At 68.4% G+C, this 17,156-nt stretch carries 13 protein-coding genes; 10 read left to right on the top strand and 3 right to left on the bottom strand.

Annotated features, from left to right (window positions below):
* Positions 1 to 10: 10 nt before the first annotated feature.
* Positions 11 to 1,774, top strand: a complete 1,764-nt coding sequence (gene lpqB / locus LQD00_RS18995) for an MtrAB system accessory lipoprotein LpqB (protein WP_308196013.1) — start codon at positions 11 to 13, stop codon at positions 1,772 to 1,774.
* Positions 1,775 to 1,854: 80 nt separating this feature from the next.
* Here lpqB and LQD00_RS18990 read toward each other — a convergent pair whose 3' ends face one another.
* Positions 1,855 to 2,523, bottom strand: a complete 669-nt coding sequence (locus LQD00_RS18990; RefSeq protein ID WP_232718796.1) for a ComF family protein — start codon at positions 2,521 to 2,523, stop codon at positions 1,855 to 1,857.
* Between the two features lie 387 nt (positions 2,524 to 2,910).
* Between LQD00_RS18990 and hpf the strand changes: the two genes are divergently transcribed.
* From hpf to LQD00_RS18945, 9 genes are all read left to right on the top strand, one after another.
* Complete coding sequence (gene hpf, locus LQD00_RS18985) at positions 2,911 to 3,732, top strand: ribosome hibernation-promoting factor, HPF/YfiA family (protein ID WP_232718795.1); 822 nt, start codon at positions 2,911 to 2,913, stop codon at positions 3,730 to 3,732.
* 175 nt (positions 3,733 to 3,907) lie between these two features.
* Complete coding sequence (gene secA, locus LQD00_RS18980; protein WP_232718794.1) at positions 3,908 to 6,727, top strand: preprotein translocase subunit SecA; 2,820 nt, start codon at positions 3,908 to 3,910, stop codon at positions 6,725 to 6,727.
* 54 nt (positions 6,728 to 6,781) lie between these two features.
* Complete coding sequence (locus LQD00_RS18975; RefSeq protein WP_232718793.1) at positions 6,782 to 7,387, top strand: Rv3235 family protein; 606 nt, start codon at positions 6,782 to 6,784, stop codon at positions 7,385 to 7,387.
* 48 nt (positions 7,388 to 7,435) lie between these two features.
* Entirely contained in the window at positions 7,436 to 8,905 is a 1,470-nt protein-coding gene (locus LQD00_RS18970) for a wax ester/triacylglycerol synthase family O-acyltransferase (RefSeq protein WP_232718792.1), read from the top strand.
* Between the two features lie 77 nt (positions 8,906 to 8,982).
* A complete protein-coding gene (locus LQD00_RS18965) occupies positions 8,983 to 9,549 on the top strand; it encodes a DUF6912 family protein (protein ID WP_232718791.1) in 567 nt (188 codons plus the stop codon).
* Positions 9,550 to 9,641: 92 nt separating this feature from the next.
* Positions 9,642 to 10,757: a ferredoxin reductase gene (locus LQD00_RS18960; protein WP_269785206.1), complete on the top strand. Its 1,116-nt coding sequence runs from the start codon at positions 9,642 to 9,644 to the stop codon at positions 10,755 to 10,757.
* A 108-nt stretch (positions 10,758 to 10,865) separates the two neighbouring features.
* Positions 10,866 to 11,984: a GNAT family N-acetyltransferase gene (locus LQD00_RS18955; protein WP_232718790.1), complete on the top strand. Its 1,119-nt coding sequence runs from the start codon at positions 10,866 to 10,868 to the stop codon at positions 11,982 to 11,984.
* Positions 11,985 to 12,270: 286 nt separating this feature from the next.
* Complete coding sequence (locus tag LQD00_RS18950; protein WP_232718789.1) at positions 12,271 to 13,605, top strand: fatty acid desaturase family protein; 1,335 nt, start codon at positions 12,271 to 12,273, stop codon at positions 13,603 to 13,605.
* A gap of 69 nt (positions 13,606 to 13,674) precedes the next feature.
* Positions 13,675 to 14,871 carry a fatty acid desaturase family protein gene (locus LQD00_RS18945; RefSeq protein ID WP_232718788.1) on the top strand — a complete coding sequence of 399 codons (1,197 nt, stop codon included), beginning with the start codon at positions 13,675 to 13,677 and terminating at the stop codon, positions 14,869 to 14,871.
* On the opposite strand, the gene rsgA is transcribed toward LQD00_RS18945, so the two are convergent.
* Together rsgA and aroA are read right to left on the bottom strand one after the other, a co-directional pair.
* Positions 14,825 to 15,868, bottom strand: coding sequence for a ribosome small subunit-dependent GTPase A (rsgA, locus tag LQD00_RS18940; RefSeq protein WP_232718787.1), 1,044 nt, complete (start codon positions 15,866 to 15,868; stop codon positions 14,825 to 14,827). The two genes, LQD00_RS18945 and rsgA, sit on opposite strands and share 47 nt — an antisense overlap.
* Complete coding sequence (gene aroA, locus LQD00_RS18935) at positions 15,865 to 17,130, bottom strand: 3-phosphoshikimate 1-carboxyvinyltransferase (protein ID WP_232718786.1); 1,266 nt, start codon at positions 17,128 to 17,130, stop codon at positions 15,865 to 15,867. Before aroA ends, rsgA begins: the two co-directional genes overlap by 4 nt.
* Positions 17,131 to 17,156: the final 26 nt, after the last annotated feature.

Below are 17,156 nucleotides of genomic sequence, written 5' to 3'. Positions count from 1 at the left end.
CTGGTACCGAATGAGCGTCGTACGTCATCCGGAACACCCGCGGCGGAGTGTTCTGGGGTTCCTGATCGCCGTCGCGACCGCGACCGTGGCGATGGTCGTGGTGTCGGCGTGCGGGTCGATCCCGAACGACTCGTCCCCGCAGCCCATCAAGTCGTTCCAGCGGGAGGGCGCCACCAACGCGGCCCCGGTGCCCCAGTCCGACATGGATCCCGAAGCCCTTGTCCGCGCGTTCCTCAAGTCGACGGTCGATCCCGACGCGGGCCACGACGCCGCCCGCGCCTTCCTGACGCCGGTGGCCTCCCAACAGTGGGACGACCGCGGTGACGCACTGATCCTCGACGAGATCAGCATCTTCGTCGACCAGCGCAACGAGGACTCCGTGCGAATGCGGCTGACCGGCGACAACGTCGGGACACTCAAGTCCGACGGGCAGTTGCTGCCGGCGTCGGGACGGGTCGAGACCAGCATCAGCCTGACCCGACAGGGCGACCAGTGGCGCATCGACGGGCCGCTGCCGAACGGGGCGATGATCGACCGCGACCAGTTCGACAACACCTACCGCCCGGTCTCGCTCTATTTCTCCGACCGCACCGGTCGACGACTCGTACCGGACCCGCGCTGGTTCTACTCCGGGCAGGCGACCGATCCGACGGCGCTGGTCAACCGGCTACTCGGAGGTCCCGCCGCCGACCTGTCCGCGGCCGTCGACAGCGGCTTCCCGAGCGGTTCGACGCTGCGCGGACCGGTCGTCGGCCTTGCCGGCGGCGGGGTGCGCGTCGACCTCAACGGCATCGGCAACCCGTCGAGCCGGGACCGCACGGTACTGGCGGCGCAGATCGTCTGGACCCTCGACGGCGCCGACATCTCCGGGCCGTACGTCATCGACGCCGACGGTGCGCCCCTCGCCGCCGAACGCGCCTCGGGATGGCAACCCGCCGACCTCCGCTCCTTCGATCCGAATGCGGTGCCGTCCATCGACGTCGGCCTGAACGTCGTGACGGGCGGCGCGTTGCGCGCGGTGACCGACACCGCGACCGTGCCGGTGCGCGGACCGCTCGGATCGTCTCGCGACGTGCGGGCGGCGACGATCTCCGACAACGGCGCTCGGGTCGCCGCGGTCCGGACGGCGGGAGACCGTCGGCTCGAGTGCGTGATCGGCGACTACGGCGGCGACGTCGGGCCGATCGTCAGCGGGGTGTCGATCACCCGACCCTCCTTCGGTGCCGACGAGAACGCCGTGTGGGTCGTCGTCGACGGCAAGCCGGTGCAGTGGCAGCGCGACGACGACGGCACCCAGACCGTCCCGGTCGAGGCGTCCTCGATCCCGAGGGTGGCACGCGGTGCGATCACCGAGATGCAGGTGGCTCCGGACGGTGTCCGGGTCGCCCTCGTCGTCGGCGGGCAGATCGTGTTCGCCGTGCTGTCGACGAACGCCGAGGGGCAGGTGTCGTTGACCAGCCCGCGGATCGCGGCCTACAACATCGGCAACCGTGCGGTGTCCCTGGACTGGGCGTCCCCGACCACGCTGGTCGTCGCCCGGGAGGCGCCCGAGTCCCCGGTGGTGCAGCTGTCCATCAACGGCACGCCGGCCGTCGGGCTCCTCAGCGGAAATGTGTCCCCGCCGGTGCGGGCCGTGGTGGCGAACTCCTCGACCATCTACGTCGGGGACCAGCGCGGCGTGTTGCGCCTCGGCAGCAACAACGGGCAGCCCGACCAGTATTGGACCGAGGTCGAACCCGCCATGATCGCCGGGGCGATCCCGGTTCTGCCCTGATCGCCGGGGCGATCCCGGTTCTGCCCTGATCGCCGGGGCGATCCCGACTCGGCCCTGATCACTCGCGAGCGGACTCGGTCCTAGGCGGCGGCCAGCACGACGACCGCCGCGACCCCGATCCCGGCGGCGCGCAGGACGCGCACCGACTCGGTCGCGGTGGCCCCGGTGGTCAGCACGTCGTCGACCACGAGCGCCGCGGCACCGGGCGGTGGACGCGCACCGCCGTGGAGGCGGACCGCCCCTGCGAGATTGCGGGCACGTGCCCGGGCGTCGAGTCCGGCGGAATCGCGGGCGGTTGCCGCGGTCGTCAGCAGCGGTGCGACGGACACACGGGAACCCAGGAGCGGTGCGGCGTGTTCGGCGATGGCGGTGACCCGATCGCCGCCACGGCGTCGTGCGCTCAGCCGGCGGGTGGGCGCGGGGATCAGCGCCAGGCGGTCGGCGTCGGGTAGCTCGCCCCAGCCGGCCAACGTCCGCAGGGCATCGGCGAGAGCCGCGCCCAGCGGCGGGATCAGATCACGGCGGTCGTGTTCCTTGACGGCGATGATCCCGTTCCGGTGGGGACCCCGGTAGCGGCCGAGGGCCCACACCGGGACACCCGGCGAGATGCGCGGGCGGGCGGCGACGGGAGCGTCGTGCCAGGCGGTCTCACAGCGGACGCACCACGGTGTCCCGGGCCGTCCGCAGCCTCCGCAGACCACCGGGAAGACCAGATCCGCCGCCGCGGCCGGCACCTGACGCCAGGTCATGTCCCGACCCTAGGCCCGGGCCCGGCACACCGGGTGTGGTCGTCGGACGCTGTGGAGAGATCCGCCCCTGTTCGGTGGGTTGTCCGAGTCCTTGGGATCACAGCGCGCGGGCCCTCGGTCCCCACTTGTCCCGGGATACCCGACGCGGCGGGTCAAAACGTGGCCGATACCTGAACTTGCGACTACGGTCTTGGGTACATCGGGTTGCCGGGAGGACAGTTGAGTCCCCGCGCCGGAAATGACCGATTTTTCGGGAGGTGATGCCCCTGTCGATGAGTGTCAGCTGTCAGCTGGCATGGACAAATCCTCGGCGTCGACCACATCATCAGTGCGACAACAGATCACGATGACCCAACCGCCGCCGGGAACAATTCAGGAGGTAGTTGAATGTCCACAGTCATCCACCGCAAAGGCCAGCGCGAACCGAAAATCGCGGACCCCAGGCCGACCGTGGAGGAGGGCCTCGAGCCCGATCACCAACCCGCCCAGAACGACTCCGACGACCAGGAGTTCGCGTTCGTCCGTCCACCCGGAACGGTGGACGCCGACGAACCCGCCGAGCCCATCGCCAAGATCGTGTTCAGCGGCCGCAACGTCGTGATACCCGACCACTACCGCATCTACGTCGGCGACAAGCTCGCACGTCTCGAGCGATTCGATCCGACGATCTACGAATTCGACGTCGAGCTGAAGCACTATCGGAACCGTCGGCAGGCCAAGGTCTGTCAGAAGGTGGAGGTCACCGCGAAGGGCAAGGGCCCGATCGTGCGCTCGCAGGCGTGCGGCGAGAACTTCTACGCCGCACTCGAGCGTGCCCTGGACAAGCTCGAGTCCCGTCTCCGTCGGGTGAAGGACCGCCGCCGCGTGCACCACGGCAACCGCCGGCCGCTGTCGGTGGCCGAGGCCACCGAGATCGGCGCACCGCCGTTGCGGGACAACCAGCTGTCCGTCGACGGTTTCGTCGGTGATCCGGGCACAGCCCTGGCCGATTCCACCAAGTCCGACTACGACGACGTGGACGACTACACGCCCGGTCAGGTCGTGCGCGTGAAGGAGCACACCGCGGTGCCGATGACGGTCGACGACGCCCTCTACGAGATGGAGCTCGTGGGGCACGACTTCTTCTTGTTCCACGACAAGGAGAGCGACAAGCCGTCGGTCGTCTACCGCAGGCACGCCTTCGACTACGGCCTCATCCGCCTGACATGAACGCGGGCTGAGCCGTCCCGACGTCCGCGCGCGAATCCGAAGGGATGAAGTCGTCCCGGTAACGTGCCGGTCGATCAGGGTCTGCTCAGCTCACCTCGCTACCATGGGATCCGGTCTGTGCGTTCGCACGGGCCGGATTCCGTGTGTTTTCTACAGGTGAGGGACTCGATCCACGGTGCTGAACAAGCTGTTGCGTGTCGGCGAAGGCCGCATGGTCAAGCGACTCGACGCGATCGCGTCGCACGTCGAGGCGCTGTCCGACGAGTTCGAGGCGCTGTCCGACGCCGAACTGCGTGCCAAGACCGACGAGTTCAAGAAACGTATCGCCGATGGTGAGACGCTCGACGAACTGCTGCCCGAGGCCTTCGCGACGGCCCGCGAGGCGGCCTGGCGCGTGCTCGACCAGAAGCACTTCCACGTCCAGATCATGGGCGGCGCGGCGCTGCACTACGGCAACATCGCCGAGATGAAGACCGGTGAGGGCAAGACCCTCACCTGTGTGCTCCCGGCATACCTCAACGCGCTGTCAGGTGAGGGCGTCCACGTCGTCACCGTCAACGACTACCTCGCCAAGCGCGACTCGGAGTGGATGGGACGCGTCCACCGCTTCCTCGGCCTCGAGACCGCGGTGATCCTCACCGGCATGTCGTCGTCTGCACGCCGCGAGGCCTACGCCGCCGACATCACCTACGGCACCAACAACGAGTTCGGCTTCGACTACCTGCGCGACAACATGGCGCACTCGCTCGCCGACCTCGTCCAGCGCGGCCACGCGTACGCGATCGTCGACGAGGTCGACTCGATCCTCATCGACGAGGCCCGTACCCCGCTGATCATCTCCGGCCCCGCCGAGGGGTCGAGCAAGTGGTACACCGAGTTCGCGCGCATCGCGCCGCTGCTCGAGAAGGATGTCCACTACGAGGTCGACATCAAGAAGAAGACGATCGGCGTGCACGAGGCCGGCGTCGAGTTCGTCGAGGACCGTCTCGGCATCGACAATCTCTACGAGGCCGCGAATTCGCCCCTGGTCAGCTACCTGAACAACGCGATCAAGGTCAAGGAGCTGTTCCAGCGCGACAAGGACTACATCGTCCGCAACGGCGACGTCCTGATCGTCGACGAGTTCACCGGTCGTGTCCTCGACGGCCGCCGCTTCAACGAGGGTCTGCACCAGGCGATCGAGGCCAAGGAAGGCGTCGAGATCAAGGCCGAGAACCAGACTCTCGCCACGATCACCCTGCAGAACTACTTCCGCCTCTACGACAAGCTGTCGGGCATGACCGGTACCGCCGAGACCGAGGCCGCCGAGTTCGACCAGATCTACAAGCTCGGTGTGCTGCCGATCCCGACCAACCGGCCGATGGTCCGCAAGGATCAGGGCGACCTGATCTACAAGACCGAAGAGGCGAAGTTCGCCGCCGTCGTCGACGACATCGTCGAGCGTCATGAGATCGGTCAGCCGGTGCTGATCGGTACCACCAGCGTCGAGCGCTCGGAGTACCTGTCCCGTCAGCTGAAGAAGCGCGAGATCCCGCACAGCGTCCTGAACGCCAAGTTCCACGAGCAGGAAGCCCAGATCATCGCCGAGGCGGGTCGCCTCGGGGCGGTCACGGTGGCCACCAACATGGCCGGCCGCGGTACCGACGTGGTGCTCGGCGGCAACCCGGACATCATCGCCGACACCCGCCTGCGCAAGGCCGGACTCGACCCGGTGAACACCCCGGACGAGTACGAGGCCGCCTGGGACGAGGCCATCGAGGTCGCGCGCACCGAGGCCGCCGAGGAGGCCGAGGCCGTGCGCAAGGCCGGCGGCCTGTACGTGCTCGGCACCGAGCGACACGAATCCCGCCGTATCGACAACCAGCTGCGCGGCCGTTCCGGTCGTCAGGGCGATCCGGGTGAGTCGCGGTTCTACCTGTCCGTTGCCGACGAACTGATGCGTCGCTTCAACGGCGGTGCGCTCGAGGCGATCATGAGCCGTCTGCCCGACGACGTGCCGATCGAGGCCAAGATGGTCACCAAGGCCATCCGCAGCGCTCAGACCCAGGTCGAGCAGCAGAACTTCGAGATGCGCAAGAACGTCCTCAAGTACGACGAGGTCATGAACGAGCAGCGCAAGATCATCTACGCCGAGCGCCGGCAGATCCTCGAGGGCGAGGATCACCACGAGCAGGTCAAGCAGATGATCGACGACGTCGTGAGCGCGTACGTCGAGGGTGCGACCGCCGAGGGCTATGCCGAGGACTGGGATCTCGACGAGCTGTGGACCGCGTTGCGCACCCTGTACCCGATCGAACTCGACCCCAAAGCGGTTGTCGGTGAGACGGAATACGGTGAGCGCGACGACATCTCGGCCGACGAACTGCGCGAGACCCTCGTCGCCGACGCGAAGGCCGCCTACGACAAGCGCGAGAAGGCGATCGAGGAGATCGCCGGTGAGGGCGCCATGCGCCAGCTCGAGCGCAGCGTCCTGCTGAGCGTTCTCGACCGCAAGTGGCGCGACCACCTGTACGAGATGGACTACCTCCGCGAGGGCATCCACCTGCGTTCGATGGCGCAGCGCGACCCGGTGGTCGAGTACCAGCGCGAGGGCTTCGACATGTTCAACGGCATGCTCGAGGGCCTCAAGGAGGAAGCACTCGGGATCCTGTTCAACGCGCAGGTGCAGACCGAGCAGCCGGCGCAGCAGGCGCCGCTGCCCACCGCCGCCGATCTCCGTGCCGCGGTCGGAGCGGGTGCACCCGAACCGGCGCCGGCGGCCGACACCGGTTCTCAGGTCCCCGCAGCCCTGCGTGGTTCCGGGACCTCCAACGGCGAGGTGCCGATGACGTTCTCCGGCCCCGACGAGGGCGGTGGTACGGTCGTCCACTCCGAGGAGGAGGAACTGGCCGGTGCCGCCGACTCGGCCAGCCGGCGTGAGCGACGCGCGGCCGCGCGGGCGAACACCAAGGGCAGCCGTCCGAAGCCGCCGAAGGCCAAGAAACAGCGCCGCTGAGAAAAATTTCGGGAAAAGTGGAACCCGGCAGGGGAGTGGCTGCGTCCAATCCCCATGCAGACACTCACCTCCGCTCCTCCCGTCGGTACACGGACGCCGCGGGTTCGGGTACTGCCCGCCCCGACGTATGAGCCGGCCGGGCCCGGCGCGATGGGTGCCGGGGCGGTCGGTTCCGGGACGGTGCGCGCCGTGTTCCCGCGGCCGCGTCCCGGTGCTGGACCCTCACGCAAGACCCTGGCCGCCGCGGTGGAGGCCCGGCGGTTCACCGTCGCCACGTCGCGACTGCTCTTCGAGGTCATCGACCGTCGGAGGGGCATAGCGCATCTCGGGGACTCCGTGTCGCCGTCGATCGCCGATCAGGTGGCCGCCCTGGTTCGTCACGACGCCTTCCGGGTGGCCGAATCCGCCGGTGCCCCAGGGGGTCCGCCCGCTCGCGGTACGGTCCTCCAGCGTGTGCACGTCCAGTTGTGCGACACCAGTGCGGCCGAGGTGTTCGGGTCCTACCTCGGTGGTGGGCGTGTTCGGGCCTTCGCCGGGCGCGTGGAGCGCAAGCCGTGCCGCGTGCGTGGGAACGATCCGCGCCCAGGCGGCGCCGGGGCCCGATCAGGTCTCGGTCAGGTCGAGTACCGCTGGCAGCTCGTGGCCCTCGAGTTCTGCTGACCCCGTCGAGTCCGGCCCAGACGCAGCCGGACGGCTAGGATCGGCGGCGTGGTGAACCGTTTGTCGCCGCGCGACGCGATGTACTACTTCCTCGACGATTCCCGGTCGACAACGCATCTCGGGGCGTTGCTGGTCGTGGATCCCTGCGCCGGCGAGCCGAAGAGGGCGGGTGAACCGACGACCGGGGAGAACGGGACCGCGTCCCGTCGACCCGCTCTCGACTACCAGTCGCTCGTGTCGCTGGTCGAGAACCGGCTCCAATTGGCGCCCCGGTATCGGCAGGTGGTCCGCGAGGTCACGCTCGGACTCGCCCGCCCGGTGTGGGTCGACGACCGGGATTTCGACATCAACTTCCACATTCGGCGCTCGGGGTTGCCTCGGCCCGGTGGTCCCGCGGATCTCGCCGAGCTCATCTCCCGGGTGATGTCCCGCCCGTTGGACCGCACTCGGCCGCTGTGGGAGATGTACCTGATCGAGGGCCTGGCCGACGGCCGCCTGGCGATCCTCACCAAGTCGCACCGGTGCCTGATCGACGGTCCGGACCATCCCGAGATCAGCGAGGTCATCTGCGACCCCACCGACGAGCCGGAGGAGTTGCCCGAGGAGCTGTGGATGCCCGGCTCGCCGCCGGGGTCGGCGAACCTGGTCGTGGGTGCGCTCGCCGAGGCGATGGCGCGCCCGGGCGATCTCGTCGAGACCGTGGTGCACGGCAACGGCCTGGTCGCCGAGATGCGGTCGGTGGTCGGCCGGACCGTCCGCCGGGCCGGTGACGTCGTCGGGCAGCTCTCCGACCACGCGCCGCGCAGCCCGCTCAACAACACGGGCACGACGACCCGCACGTTCACCACGGCGTCGGTCCCGCGCCGCGACTGCGCGAAGATCGCCGAACACCACAACTGCACCGTCAACGATGTGGAACTCGCCATCATCTCGGGCGTGGTGCGCCGGTGGATGTTGTCGGTCGACCCGGCGGCGGTACCGGCCGACACCGTCCGCGTCGTGATACCGCTGTCGCCGCGCGACCCCGGGGTGGAGGTCGAGGCGGATGCGGAGCCGGGCTGGATCAACGTCGGCAAACCGAGTTTCGTGACGGACCTGCCTGTCGGGGAGTCGAATCCGACGGTGCGCCTCGCCCAGGTCGCGGGCCTCGCCGAGCGCTATGCGCAGTCGCCGCGCCGGATGAGCACCGGGCCGAGCCCGCTGTTCCCGGAGCTCGGGCTCGTGCCCTTCGCCGACTTCAGTTCGCGCGCGTTCCGGTCGCTCGACAGTCGCGGGTACAACGTCCCGGTGGCGATGAGCACCGCCCCGGTTGCCGACCGGTACGTGCTCGGCGCGCCGGTCCACGAGATCTTCTACATCCCGGTTCTCGTCTCGCAGAGGGCACTTGCCGTCAGCGTCGTCGAATATGGTGACCGGCTGCAGTTCTCGTTCATGGCCGACCGCGGGGTCATTCCCGACCTGCCCGTTCTGGCGGACTACGTCACGGAGTCCTTCGAGGAGTTGCTGATCACCGACTGAGCCGGGGCGCGGCTAAGGTGAGCGGGTACCGCAATCGGACCGCGTGGGAGCGGTCGTTCTATGAGAGCGATGGTCGAATGAGGGTCTACCTGCCGGCGACATTGGCAATGCTGATGCAGCTCAACTCCGAGGGCGAGTTCCGGCCGATCGGCGGAACCGGGTTCGCGTTGACCCCGGCGCTGCGTGAGGCATTCGTCTCGGGGGACGACGAGGAGCTCTCGGAGGTCGCGATGCGGGAGGCCGCCCGGGCGTCGCTGCGCCTTCTCGCCGGAGAGGCGCCGGAATCCGGCGACCCCGAGGCCGAGCACGATCTCGCCGCGGACGAGGCGGTGACGAAGCCGGGAGTGACCCCGTCGCTGCCGCCGCGCCGCGTGGTCGTCGCCGCCGACGTCGAGGACGTGAAACTGCGTCCGGATCTCGACGACGCCGTGGTCAAGGTCGGCGGGACGATCCCGCTCTCCGCGATCGCCTCGGTCCACGTCGACGTGAAGGAGGCGGAGGACAAGGTCCGGGCCGCCGTGGTCGTCATCGATGCCGCCGACATGGGCGACCTGGACGCCGAACTGGCCATCGGCGACATCGAGGACTTCGACCTCGCCTGGTACGCCACCCAGGAGCTGCCGTTCCTGCTCGAACTGCTCTGAGATCGGTCGTCGATCCTCGATGGCGCTAACCTACGGTTGCGTAGGTTAGAGTGTCAGGCGCAGTGTTCCTGACATCGAAGGCGGTGTGTGCGTTGGGTCTGCTCGAGCGATTCGAAGAACCGGTGGCCGGGGTCGCGGCGCGTAGCCGCGGTGCTCAGTGGGTTCGTGCGGCGGTCACCCGCATCACGACGCCGTTGCTGCCCGACGACTACCTGCATCTCGCCAACCCCCTGTGGTCGGCCCGAGAACTGCGCGGCAAGGTCATCTCGGTGAACCGGGAGACCGAGGACACCGCGACCATCCGGATCCGTCCGGGCTGGGGGTTCTCGTTCGACTACGCCCCCGGCCAGTACGTCGGCATCGGCGTGCTCATGGACGGTCGGTGGACGTGGCGGTCGTACTCGCTCACCTCGACCCCGGACGCGTCGGCGAACGACAAGACCATCGCGATCACCGTGAAGGCGATGCCGGAGGGCTTCCTGTCCTCTCACCTCGTGAACGGCCTGACTCCCGGCACCGTGGTGCGTCTCGCCGCGCCGCGTGGTGAGTTCGTCCTGCCCGACCCGCTGCCGGAGAAGATCCTGTTCGCGACGGCCGGTAGTGGACTCACCCCGATCATCTCGATGTTGCGCACGGTCAGGCAGCGCAATCAGACCACCGACATCCGGCTGATCCATTCGACGCCCACCGAGGCCGACCTGCTGTTCGCCGACGAACTCGAGGCGATGGCGTCGTCGGGCCTCGTCGACCTCCATGTGCAATACACGCGCACAGCGGGCAAGGTCACCCCGGAGTCGCTGCCGAGCCTGTGTCCCGACTGGCGCGAGCGTCAGACCTGGGCGTGTGGACCGGCCGGATTCCTCGACGGCCTGCACCGTCTCTACTCCGACGCCGGCCTGGACGAGCAGCTCCACATCGAACGGTTCGCCCTCGAACGCGGTGTGGTGGGCGCCCAGGGTGGCACCGTGACCTTCAAGCGCTCGGGCAAGACCACTGAGGTCGACGGCGCGACGACCCTGCTCGAGGCCGGGGAGGCCGCGGGCGAAATCATGCCGTTCGGCTGCCGCATGGGTATCTGCCAGAGCTGCGTGGTGATGCTCGACAAAGGCTGCGTGCGCGATCTGCGCTCCGGCGTCGAGCATGTGGAGGGCGAACGTATCCAGACGTGCGTCAGCGCGGCTGCCGGGGACTGCACGCTCGACGTCTGACCTGCCAGTTCGTCGCTGACCCGGCGACCTCCCGGGTACTGCCGGTACGCTCGAATCGTGCTTGGTCACAGTGCTGGGACCCGTCCCGTTCGGCCCGAGGGTTGACCGGTGAAAGCCGCGGTCCCGATTCCCGAAAACGTCCCCGTTCTCACCGACGGCGGGGTGACGCTGCGGCCTCATGAGCCCCGAGATCTCGATCGCATGGTCGAGCTCGCGGCCGATCCGGCCATGATGCGGTGGACACCCGTCCCGGCGCCGTACAGTCGCGCCGCCGCCGAGAGATTCGCCCTCGACTATGCGCCCAGATCCTGGGCGGACGGTTCCCGCATGTTGTGGGCCGTCGAGTTCGACGGCCGGTTCGTCGGCACCGTCGACCTCGCGGGAGAGGGCCCGCTCAGCAGTCTCAGTTACGACCTCCATCCCGACGCCCGCGGCTGGGGCGTGATGAAACGCGCGGTCCTCCTCGCGGTCGACTACGCCTTCGGCGAGGCCGGCAAGGAGGTCGTCCGCTGGACGACGGTCGCCGGCAACATCGACGCGTTGCGCGTCGCACACTCCTGCGGCTTCCGGCTCGATGCCGCGGTCCCGGACGGGGTGGAGGTCCGCGGCCACATCCGTGACGCGTGGGTGGGTTCGCTGCGCGCCGATGACGTGCGGGAGCCGAAGACCGAGTGGCGCACCGATGTCTTCGAGACCGAGCGGTTCCGCCTCCGGCCCCTCGCCGAACACGACGACCCCCGCATCCGCGAGACGCTCGACGACCCGGTGTCCCGCAAGTACCTCTTCGCGCGACCTGATCCGCTGGAACTCGAGCACGCGGCCGCCGAGCGTCTGCGCAAGTGGTGGACCGCGGCGCAGGGCCTCACCTGCACCTGGGCCGTCGCCGATCTGGAGACCGATGACTACCTCGGTGACATCACGCTCCTGCACATCGACGAGGTCACCGGCGCCGAGGCCGGTTTCTACACCCATCCCGAAGCACGAGGGAAAGGTGTTCTGGCAGAGGCGTTCCCGGCGTCCGTGCGGTACGCGTTCGAGAAGTTCGGCTTCCGGCGGTTGACCCTGTTCGCCGCCGACAGCAACGAGGGCAGCAAGAAACTCGCCCGCGTGGCCGGCTTCCGCGAGGTCAGCAGGCAGAAGCTCGCCGCCCGGTCCGACGGTGTATTCGAGGACCTCATCGGTTTCGAACTGTTCATCGACGACTATCGCGAGGCCGCGGGTAGCTGATCCCCGTTCGTCGAACCGGCCCCGCCAGTAGAACTCGACCCCGCCGGTCGAGCTCGACCCCCGCCGGTTGAGCATCCCCGCCGGTTGAGCCTGTCGAAACCCCCCCAACGTCGCAGAAAATCCGTGCCGTCACCGCGGCTCACCGCTGGACACACCCGCGCCACGTAACCTACGCTTGCGTAAGTTACGGAAACGTAAGGGTCGGAGATCCGGCGTGAGCCGGTCGGTGTAGAGGTCGTCGTCGATCCCCGCCGAGACCCATCCCACCTGCGAAGGGACCACACGTATGGCAATCACGGACATCCCCGAGTACGCACATCTGTCCGAGGCGGACGTCGCGGCGCTCGGTGCCGAGCTCGACGCGATCCGCGCGGAGGTCGAGGCCAGCCGGGGCGAGCGTGACGCCCGCTACCTGCGCAACACCATCCGCTTCCAGCGCGGCCTCGAACTGGCCGGACGCGCGATGCTGTTCGGTTCCACCAAGAAGTCGCTCTGGTGGGCCGGTGCGGGTGCGCTCGGCGTGGCGAAGATCGTCGAGAACATGGAGCTCGGGCACAACGTGATGCACGGGCAGTGGGACTGGATGAACGATCCCGAGGTGCACAGCTCGACGTGGGAGTGGGACAACACCGACCCCTCGGCGCACTGGAAGCACACCCACAACTACATCCATCACAAGTACACGAACGTGCTGGGCATGGACGACGACGTGGGCTACGGCCTGCTGCGCGTCACCCGTGATCAGCGGTGGCGTCCGTTCAACTACGGCAACCTCGTCTACAACACGATCCTCGCGCTCGCGTTCCAGTACGGCGTCGCCGTGCAACACCTCGAGCTGGGCAAGAAGCGCCGGACGCCGGAGGAGCAGGAACAGCACAAGCGCGATGTCGCCGACGTGCTGTCGAAGATCGGCAAGCAGGTCGCCAAGGACTACCTCGCCTACCCGGCGCTGGTCAGCGCGACCACCGGGCACAAGGTCGGCTACGTCAACGCCTACCGCAAGGCCGCGACCGCGACCGCGCTCGGCAACGTCATCCGCAACGTGTGGAGCAACGCCGTCATCTTCTGCGGCCACTTCCCCGACGGTGCGGAGAAGTTCACCAAGCAGGACATCGACAGCGAGTCCCAGGCCGAGTGGTACCTACGCCAGATGCTGGGCAGCGCCAACTTCGACTCCGGGTTCGTCCTGGCGTTCCTGAGTGGCAATCTCTCGTACCAGATCGAGCACCACATCTTCCCGGACCTGCCGAGCAACCGGTACGCCGAGATCGCGGTGAAGGTGCGCGCGCTGTGCGACAAGTACGACCTGCCCTACACCTCGGGTCCGTTCCCGGTGCAGTACGCCAAGACCTGGCGGACCATTGCCAAGCTCTCGCTGCCGGACAAGTACCTCAAGGCGACCGCCGACGATGCGCCGGAGACCGCATCCGAGCGCCGTTTCAAGCAGGGACTGCCCGAGGGCACTCGACTCCAGGCGACCGTCGACGAGAAGACCGGTACCCGTCGTGGCCTGCGTTCGGCCATCGCGGGTCTGCGTGAGCGTCGTCGGGCCGCTCGTGGAGGCCGTGCCGTGGTGACACCGTTGCGTACGGCGCGCGGTGACGACGAGGCTGCCGCCTGATCGTCGTGGACGTGTGGCCGCACCCCGCGGCGGCGCAGGGAAACGAGAAGGTCGGCATAATGGGGCTCAATGGCCATCACTGACATCAACGAGTACGCGCATCTGACCGACGCCGACGTAGAGGCGCTGGGTGCCGAACTCGACACCCTCCGCCGCGAGATCGAGGCGGATCGGGGGATGCGTGACGTCAAGTACCTGCGACGCACGATCCTGGCGCATCGAGCGCTAGAGGTTGCCGGACGCGTTGCGCTGCTCGGCAGTCGTTCGCGGCCTCTCTGGGTACTCGGCACCGGCGCGCTCGCCCTCTCGAAGATCATCGAGAACATGGAGCTCGGGCACAACGTGATGCACGGGCAGTGGGACTGGATGAACGACCCGGAGGTCCACTCGACCACCTGGGAATGGGACATGGTGTGCGCCTCGCCGCACTGGAAGCACTCCCACAACTACATCCATCACAAGTACACGAACGTGGTCGGGATGGATCACGACGTGGGCTACAAGATCCTGCGCGTGACCCGCGACGAACCGTGGGAGCCGCGCCGACTCTTCCAGCCGTTCTTCAACGTGATGCTGGCGGCGACCTTCGAGTGGGGGATCGGACTGCACGATCTCGGCCTCAAAGAGGTCATCCAGGGCGAGAAGCCCAAAGAGGTCGCGATCCCGCAGATGAAGGAGTTCGGTCGCAAGATCGCCAAGCAGGTCGCGAAGGACTACGTCCTGTTCCCGGCGCTGACCGGACCCAATTTCAAGCACACGCTGACGGCGAACCTCACTGCGAACCTGATCCGCAACCTGTGGGCGTACGTGGTGATCTTCTGCGGCCACTTCCCGGATGGCGCAGAGAAGTTCACGGTCGAGTCGCTCGAGAACGAGACGCAGGGCCAGTGGTACCTGCGACAGATGCTCGGCACCGCGAACTTCGACGCCGGTCCGGCGATGGCGTTCCTCAGCGGCAACCTCTGCTACCAGATCGAGCATCACCTCTACCCGGACCTGCCGAGCAACCGCTACGCCGACATCGCCGAGCGGGTGCGCGCGCTGTGCGACAAGTACGACCTGCCGTACACGACGGGTTCGCTTGCGGTGCAGTACTTCCAGACGCTGCGCACGATCAACAAGCTGGCCCTGCCCGATCAGCTCCTGCGCGCGACCGCCGACGACGCACCGGAAACCGCGTCGGAGAAGCGTTTCGCGGGGATGCCGCGGGCGGCCGGACTCAAGACGGCGATTCGCCAGCTGCGGGCGCGGCGTCGTCGTCGCTGAGCGATCCGCTGACCGCTGCCAGTAGGTGGCGCACGGCCATGCCGCGCCGGTAGGAGTGGCCCTCGAGTTCGTCGAGGCGGCATTCCGGATCGGCCGGCGGGCCGAGATGCGTACAGCCCCTAGGGCATTCCTCGATGGCGTCGCGGAGGTCGTCGAACGCCGCGATGATGTCGTCGGGGCCGACATGAGCCAGTCCGAAGGACCGGATGCCCGGGGTGTCGACGACCCAGCCGCGCGGGACCGAGTCCCCGGGTAACGGCAGTGCCACCGACTGGGTCGAGGTGTGGCGTCCCTTGCCGACCCCGGACACGACGCCGGTCGCCCGATACGCATCGGGGACAAGACGATTCACAAGTGTCGACTTGCCGACCCCGGAGTGTCCGATGAAGGCGGTGATGTGCCCGCGCAGTGCGTCGAGGATCTCGTCGAGCGGATCGTCGCGTCCGGCGCGGATCACCGGCAGATCGAGATCGGCGAAGGCGGCGGTGAACTCGGCCGGATCGGCGAGATCGGACTTGGTGAGGCACAGGATGGGGGAGAGGCCGCCGACGTAGGCCGCGGCCAGGGTGCGTTCGACGAATCCCGTGCGCGGGGGCGGGTCGGCCATCGCGGTGACGATCAGCAGCTGATCGGCGTTGGCCACCACGATCCGCTCGTAGGGATCGGAGTCATCTGCGGTGCGCCGCAACACACTTCGTCGTTCGGCCACGCGCACGATCCGCGCCAGGGTGTCGGGCTTGCCGGAGAGGTCGCCGACCACCGACACGTCGTCACCGACGACGATGGGGGTCCGGCCGAGTTCCCGCGCCCTCATCGTCACGACGCGACGGTCCGGGTCGCCGCCGAGGACGACACCCCAGCGACCGCGGTCCACCGACACGACCATGCCCTGCTCGGCGTCGTCGTGGGACGGGCGGGTCTTGGTGCGCGGCCGGGTGCCCTTGCCGGGACGAACCCGGACGTCGGACTCGTCGTAGCTGGCTGCCCGCCGGCTCAAGGGCGCCCGATCATCTGCTGCCACATACCGGGGAAGTCGGGCAGGGTCTTGCTCGTCGTCTCGATGTCGTCGACCACGACGTCGGGTGTCACGAGTCCGATGATGGCGCCGGCGGTGGCCATCCGGTGATCGGCGTAGGACTCCCACGTCCCGCCGTGCAGGCTCGTCCCGGTGATCCGGAGTCCATCCTCGGTCTCGGCGCAGATCCCGCCGAGCCGGGTGATCTCGGTGGTGAGGGCCGCCAACCGGTCGGTCTCGTGGCCGCGCAGATGAGCGATTCCGCTCAGCTCCGATTCGCCGTCGGCGAGGGCGCACAGTGCGGCGATGGTCGGGGTCAGCTCACCGATGTCGCGCAGGTCGAGGTTCACACCCTTCAGCACCTCGGGACCGCGGACGGTGAGGGTGCCCTCGAGGTGCTCGACGGTGCAGCCCATCGCGGCCAGGACGTCGGCGATGCGTGCGCCGGGCTGCGTGGTGACCGCCGGCCAGTACGGCACCCGGACCTCCCCACCGGTCACCGCGGCGGCGGCCAGGAACGCAGCCGCATTCGACAGGTCGGGTTCGACGGTCCAGTCGACGGCCCGGATCGGACCGGGCGACACCCGCCAGACATCGGGTTCGGAGGTGTCGACCTCGACGCCGGCGGTCGCCAGCATCTCGACGGTCATGTCGATGTGGGGAGTCGACGGAACGGGCGGTCCGACGTGGCGGATGACCAGCCCCTCGTCGAACCGGGCCGCCGACAACAGCAGACCCGACACGAACTGCGACGATCCCGACGCGTCGATGGTGACCTCGCCGCCGCGCACGCGCCCGGTGCCGTCGATGGTGAAGGGCAGCCGATCGCCTTCGATCCCGACCCCGAGTCCGCGCAGGGCGTCGAGGATCGTGGTCTGGGGCCGGACCCGGGCCTGCGGGTCGCCGTCGAAGCGCACCCGGCCGGCGGCCAGCGCACCGAGCGGCGGGAGGAACCGCATCACCGTGCCGGCGAGACCGCAGTCGACGTCGGCGCCGTGCAGCGGCCCGGGGATGAGGGAGACGGTCGTCTCCGCCGCGGGGTCGATGCGTACCTGCACACCGAGCGCCTCCAGGGCACCCAGCATCAGATTGGTGTCTCGGCTGCGGAGGGTTCCGCGGACGGTCGACGGGCCGTCGGCGAGCGCGGCGAGGACCAGCGCGCGATTGGTGATGGACTTGGAACCGGGCAGCTCGACGGTGGCATCCAAGCCGCTCGCGCAGGTGGGCGCGTTCCAGGAACTCATGCGATCCAGTTTGTCATGCCCGGTCC

The organism is Gordonia metallireducens (assembly GCF_021245825.1).
GTDB classification, from domain to species: Bacteria; Actinomycetota; Actinomycetes; order Mycobacteriales; family Mycobacteriaceae; genus Gordonia; species Gordonia namibiensis.
Note: the sequence above shows the minus strand (reverse complement) of the source record. Positions and strands in the feature narration are given on the sequence as shown.

Coding starts and splice junctions, on each gene's coding strand:
- lpqB (WP_308196013.1), top strand. CDS start 11: ATGAGCGTCGTACGTCATCCGGAACACCCGCGGCGGAGTGTTCTGGGG.
- LQD00_RS18990 (WP_232718796.1), bottom strand. CDS start 2,523: ATGACCTGGCGTCAGGTGCCGGCCGCGGCGGCGGATCTGGTCTTCCCG.
- hpf (WP_232718795.1), top strand. CDS start 2,911: ATGTCCACAGTCATCCACCGCAAAGGCCAGCGCGAACCGAAAATCGCG.
- LQD00_RS18975 (WP_232718793.1), top strand. CDS start 6,782: ATGCAGACACTCACCTCCGCTCCTCCCGTCGGTACACGGACGCCGCGG.
- LQD00_RS18965 (WP_232718791.1), top strand. CDS start 8,983: ATGAGGGTCTACCTGCCGGCGACATTGGCAATGCTGATGCAGCTCAAC.
- LQD00_RS18950 (WP_232718789.1), top strand. CDS start 12,271: ATGGCAATCACGGACATCCCCGAGTACGCACATCTGTCCGAGGCGGAC.
- LQD00_RS18945 (WP_232718788.1), top strand. CDS start 13,675: ATGGCCATCACTGACATCAACGAGTACGCGCATCTGACCGACGCCGAC.
- aroA (WP_232718786.1), bottom strand. CDS start 17,130: ATGAGTTCCTGGAACGCGCCCACCTGCGCGAGCGGCTTGGATGCCACC.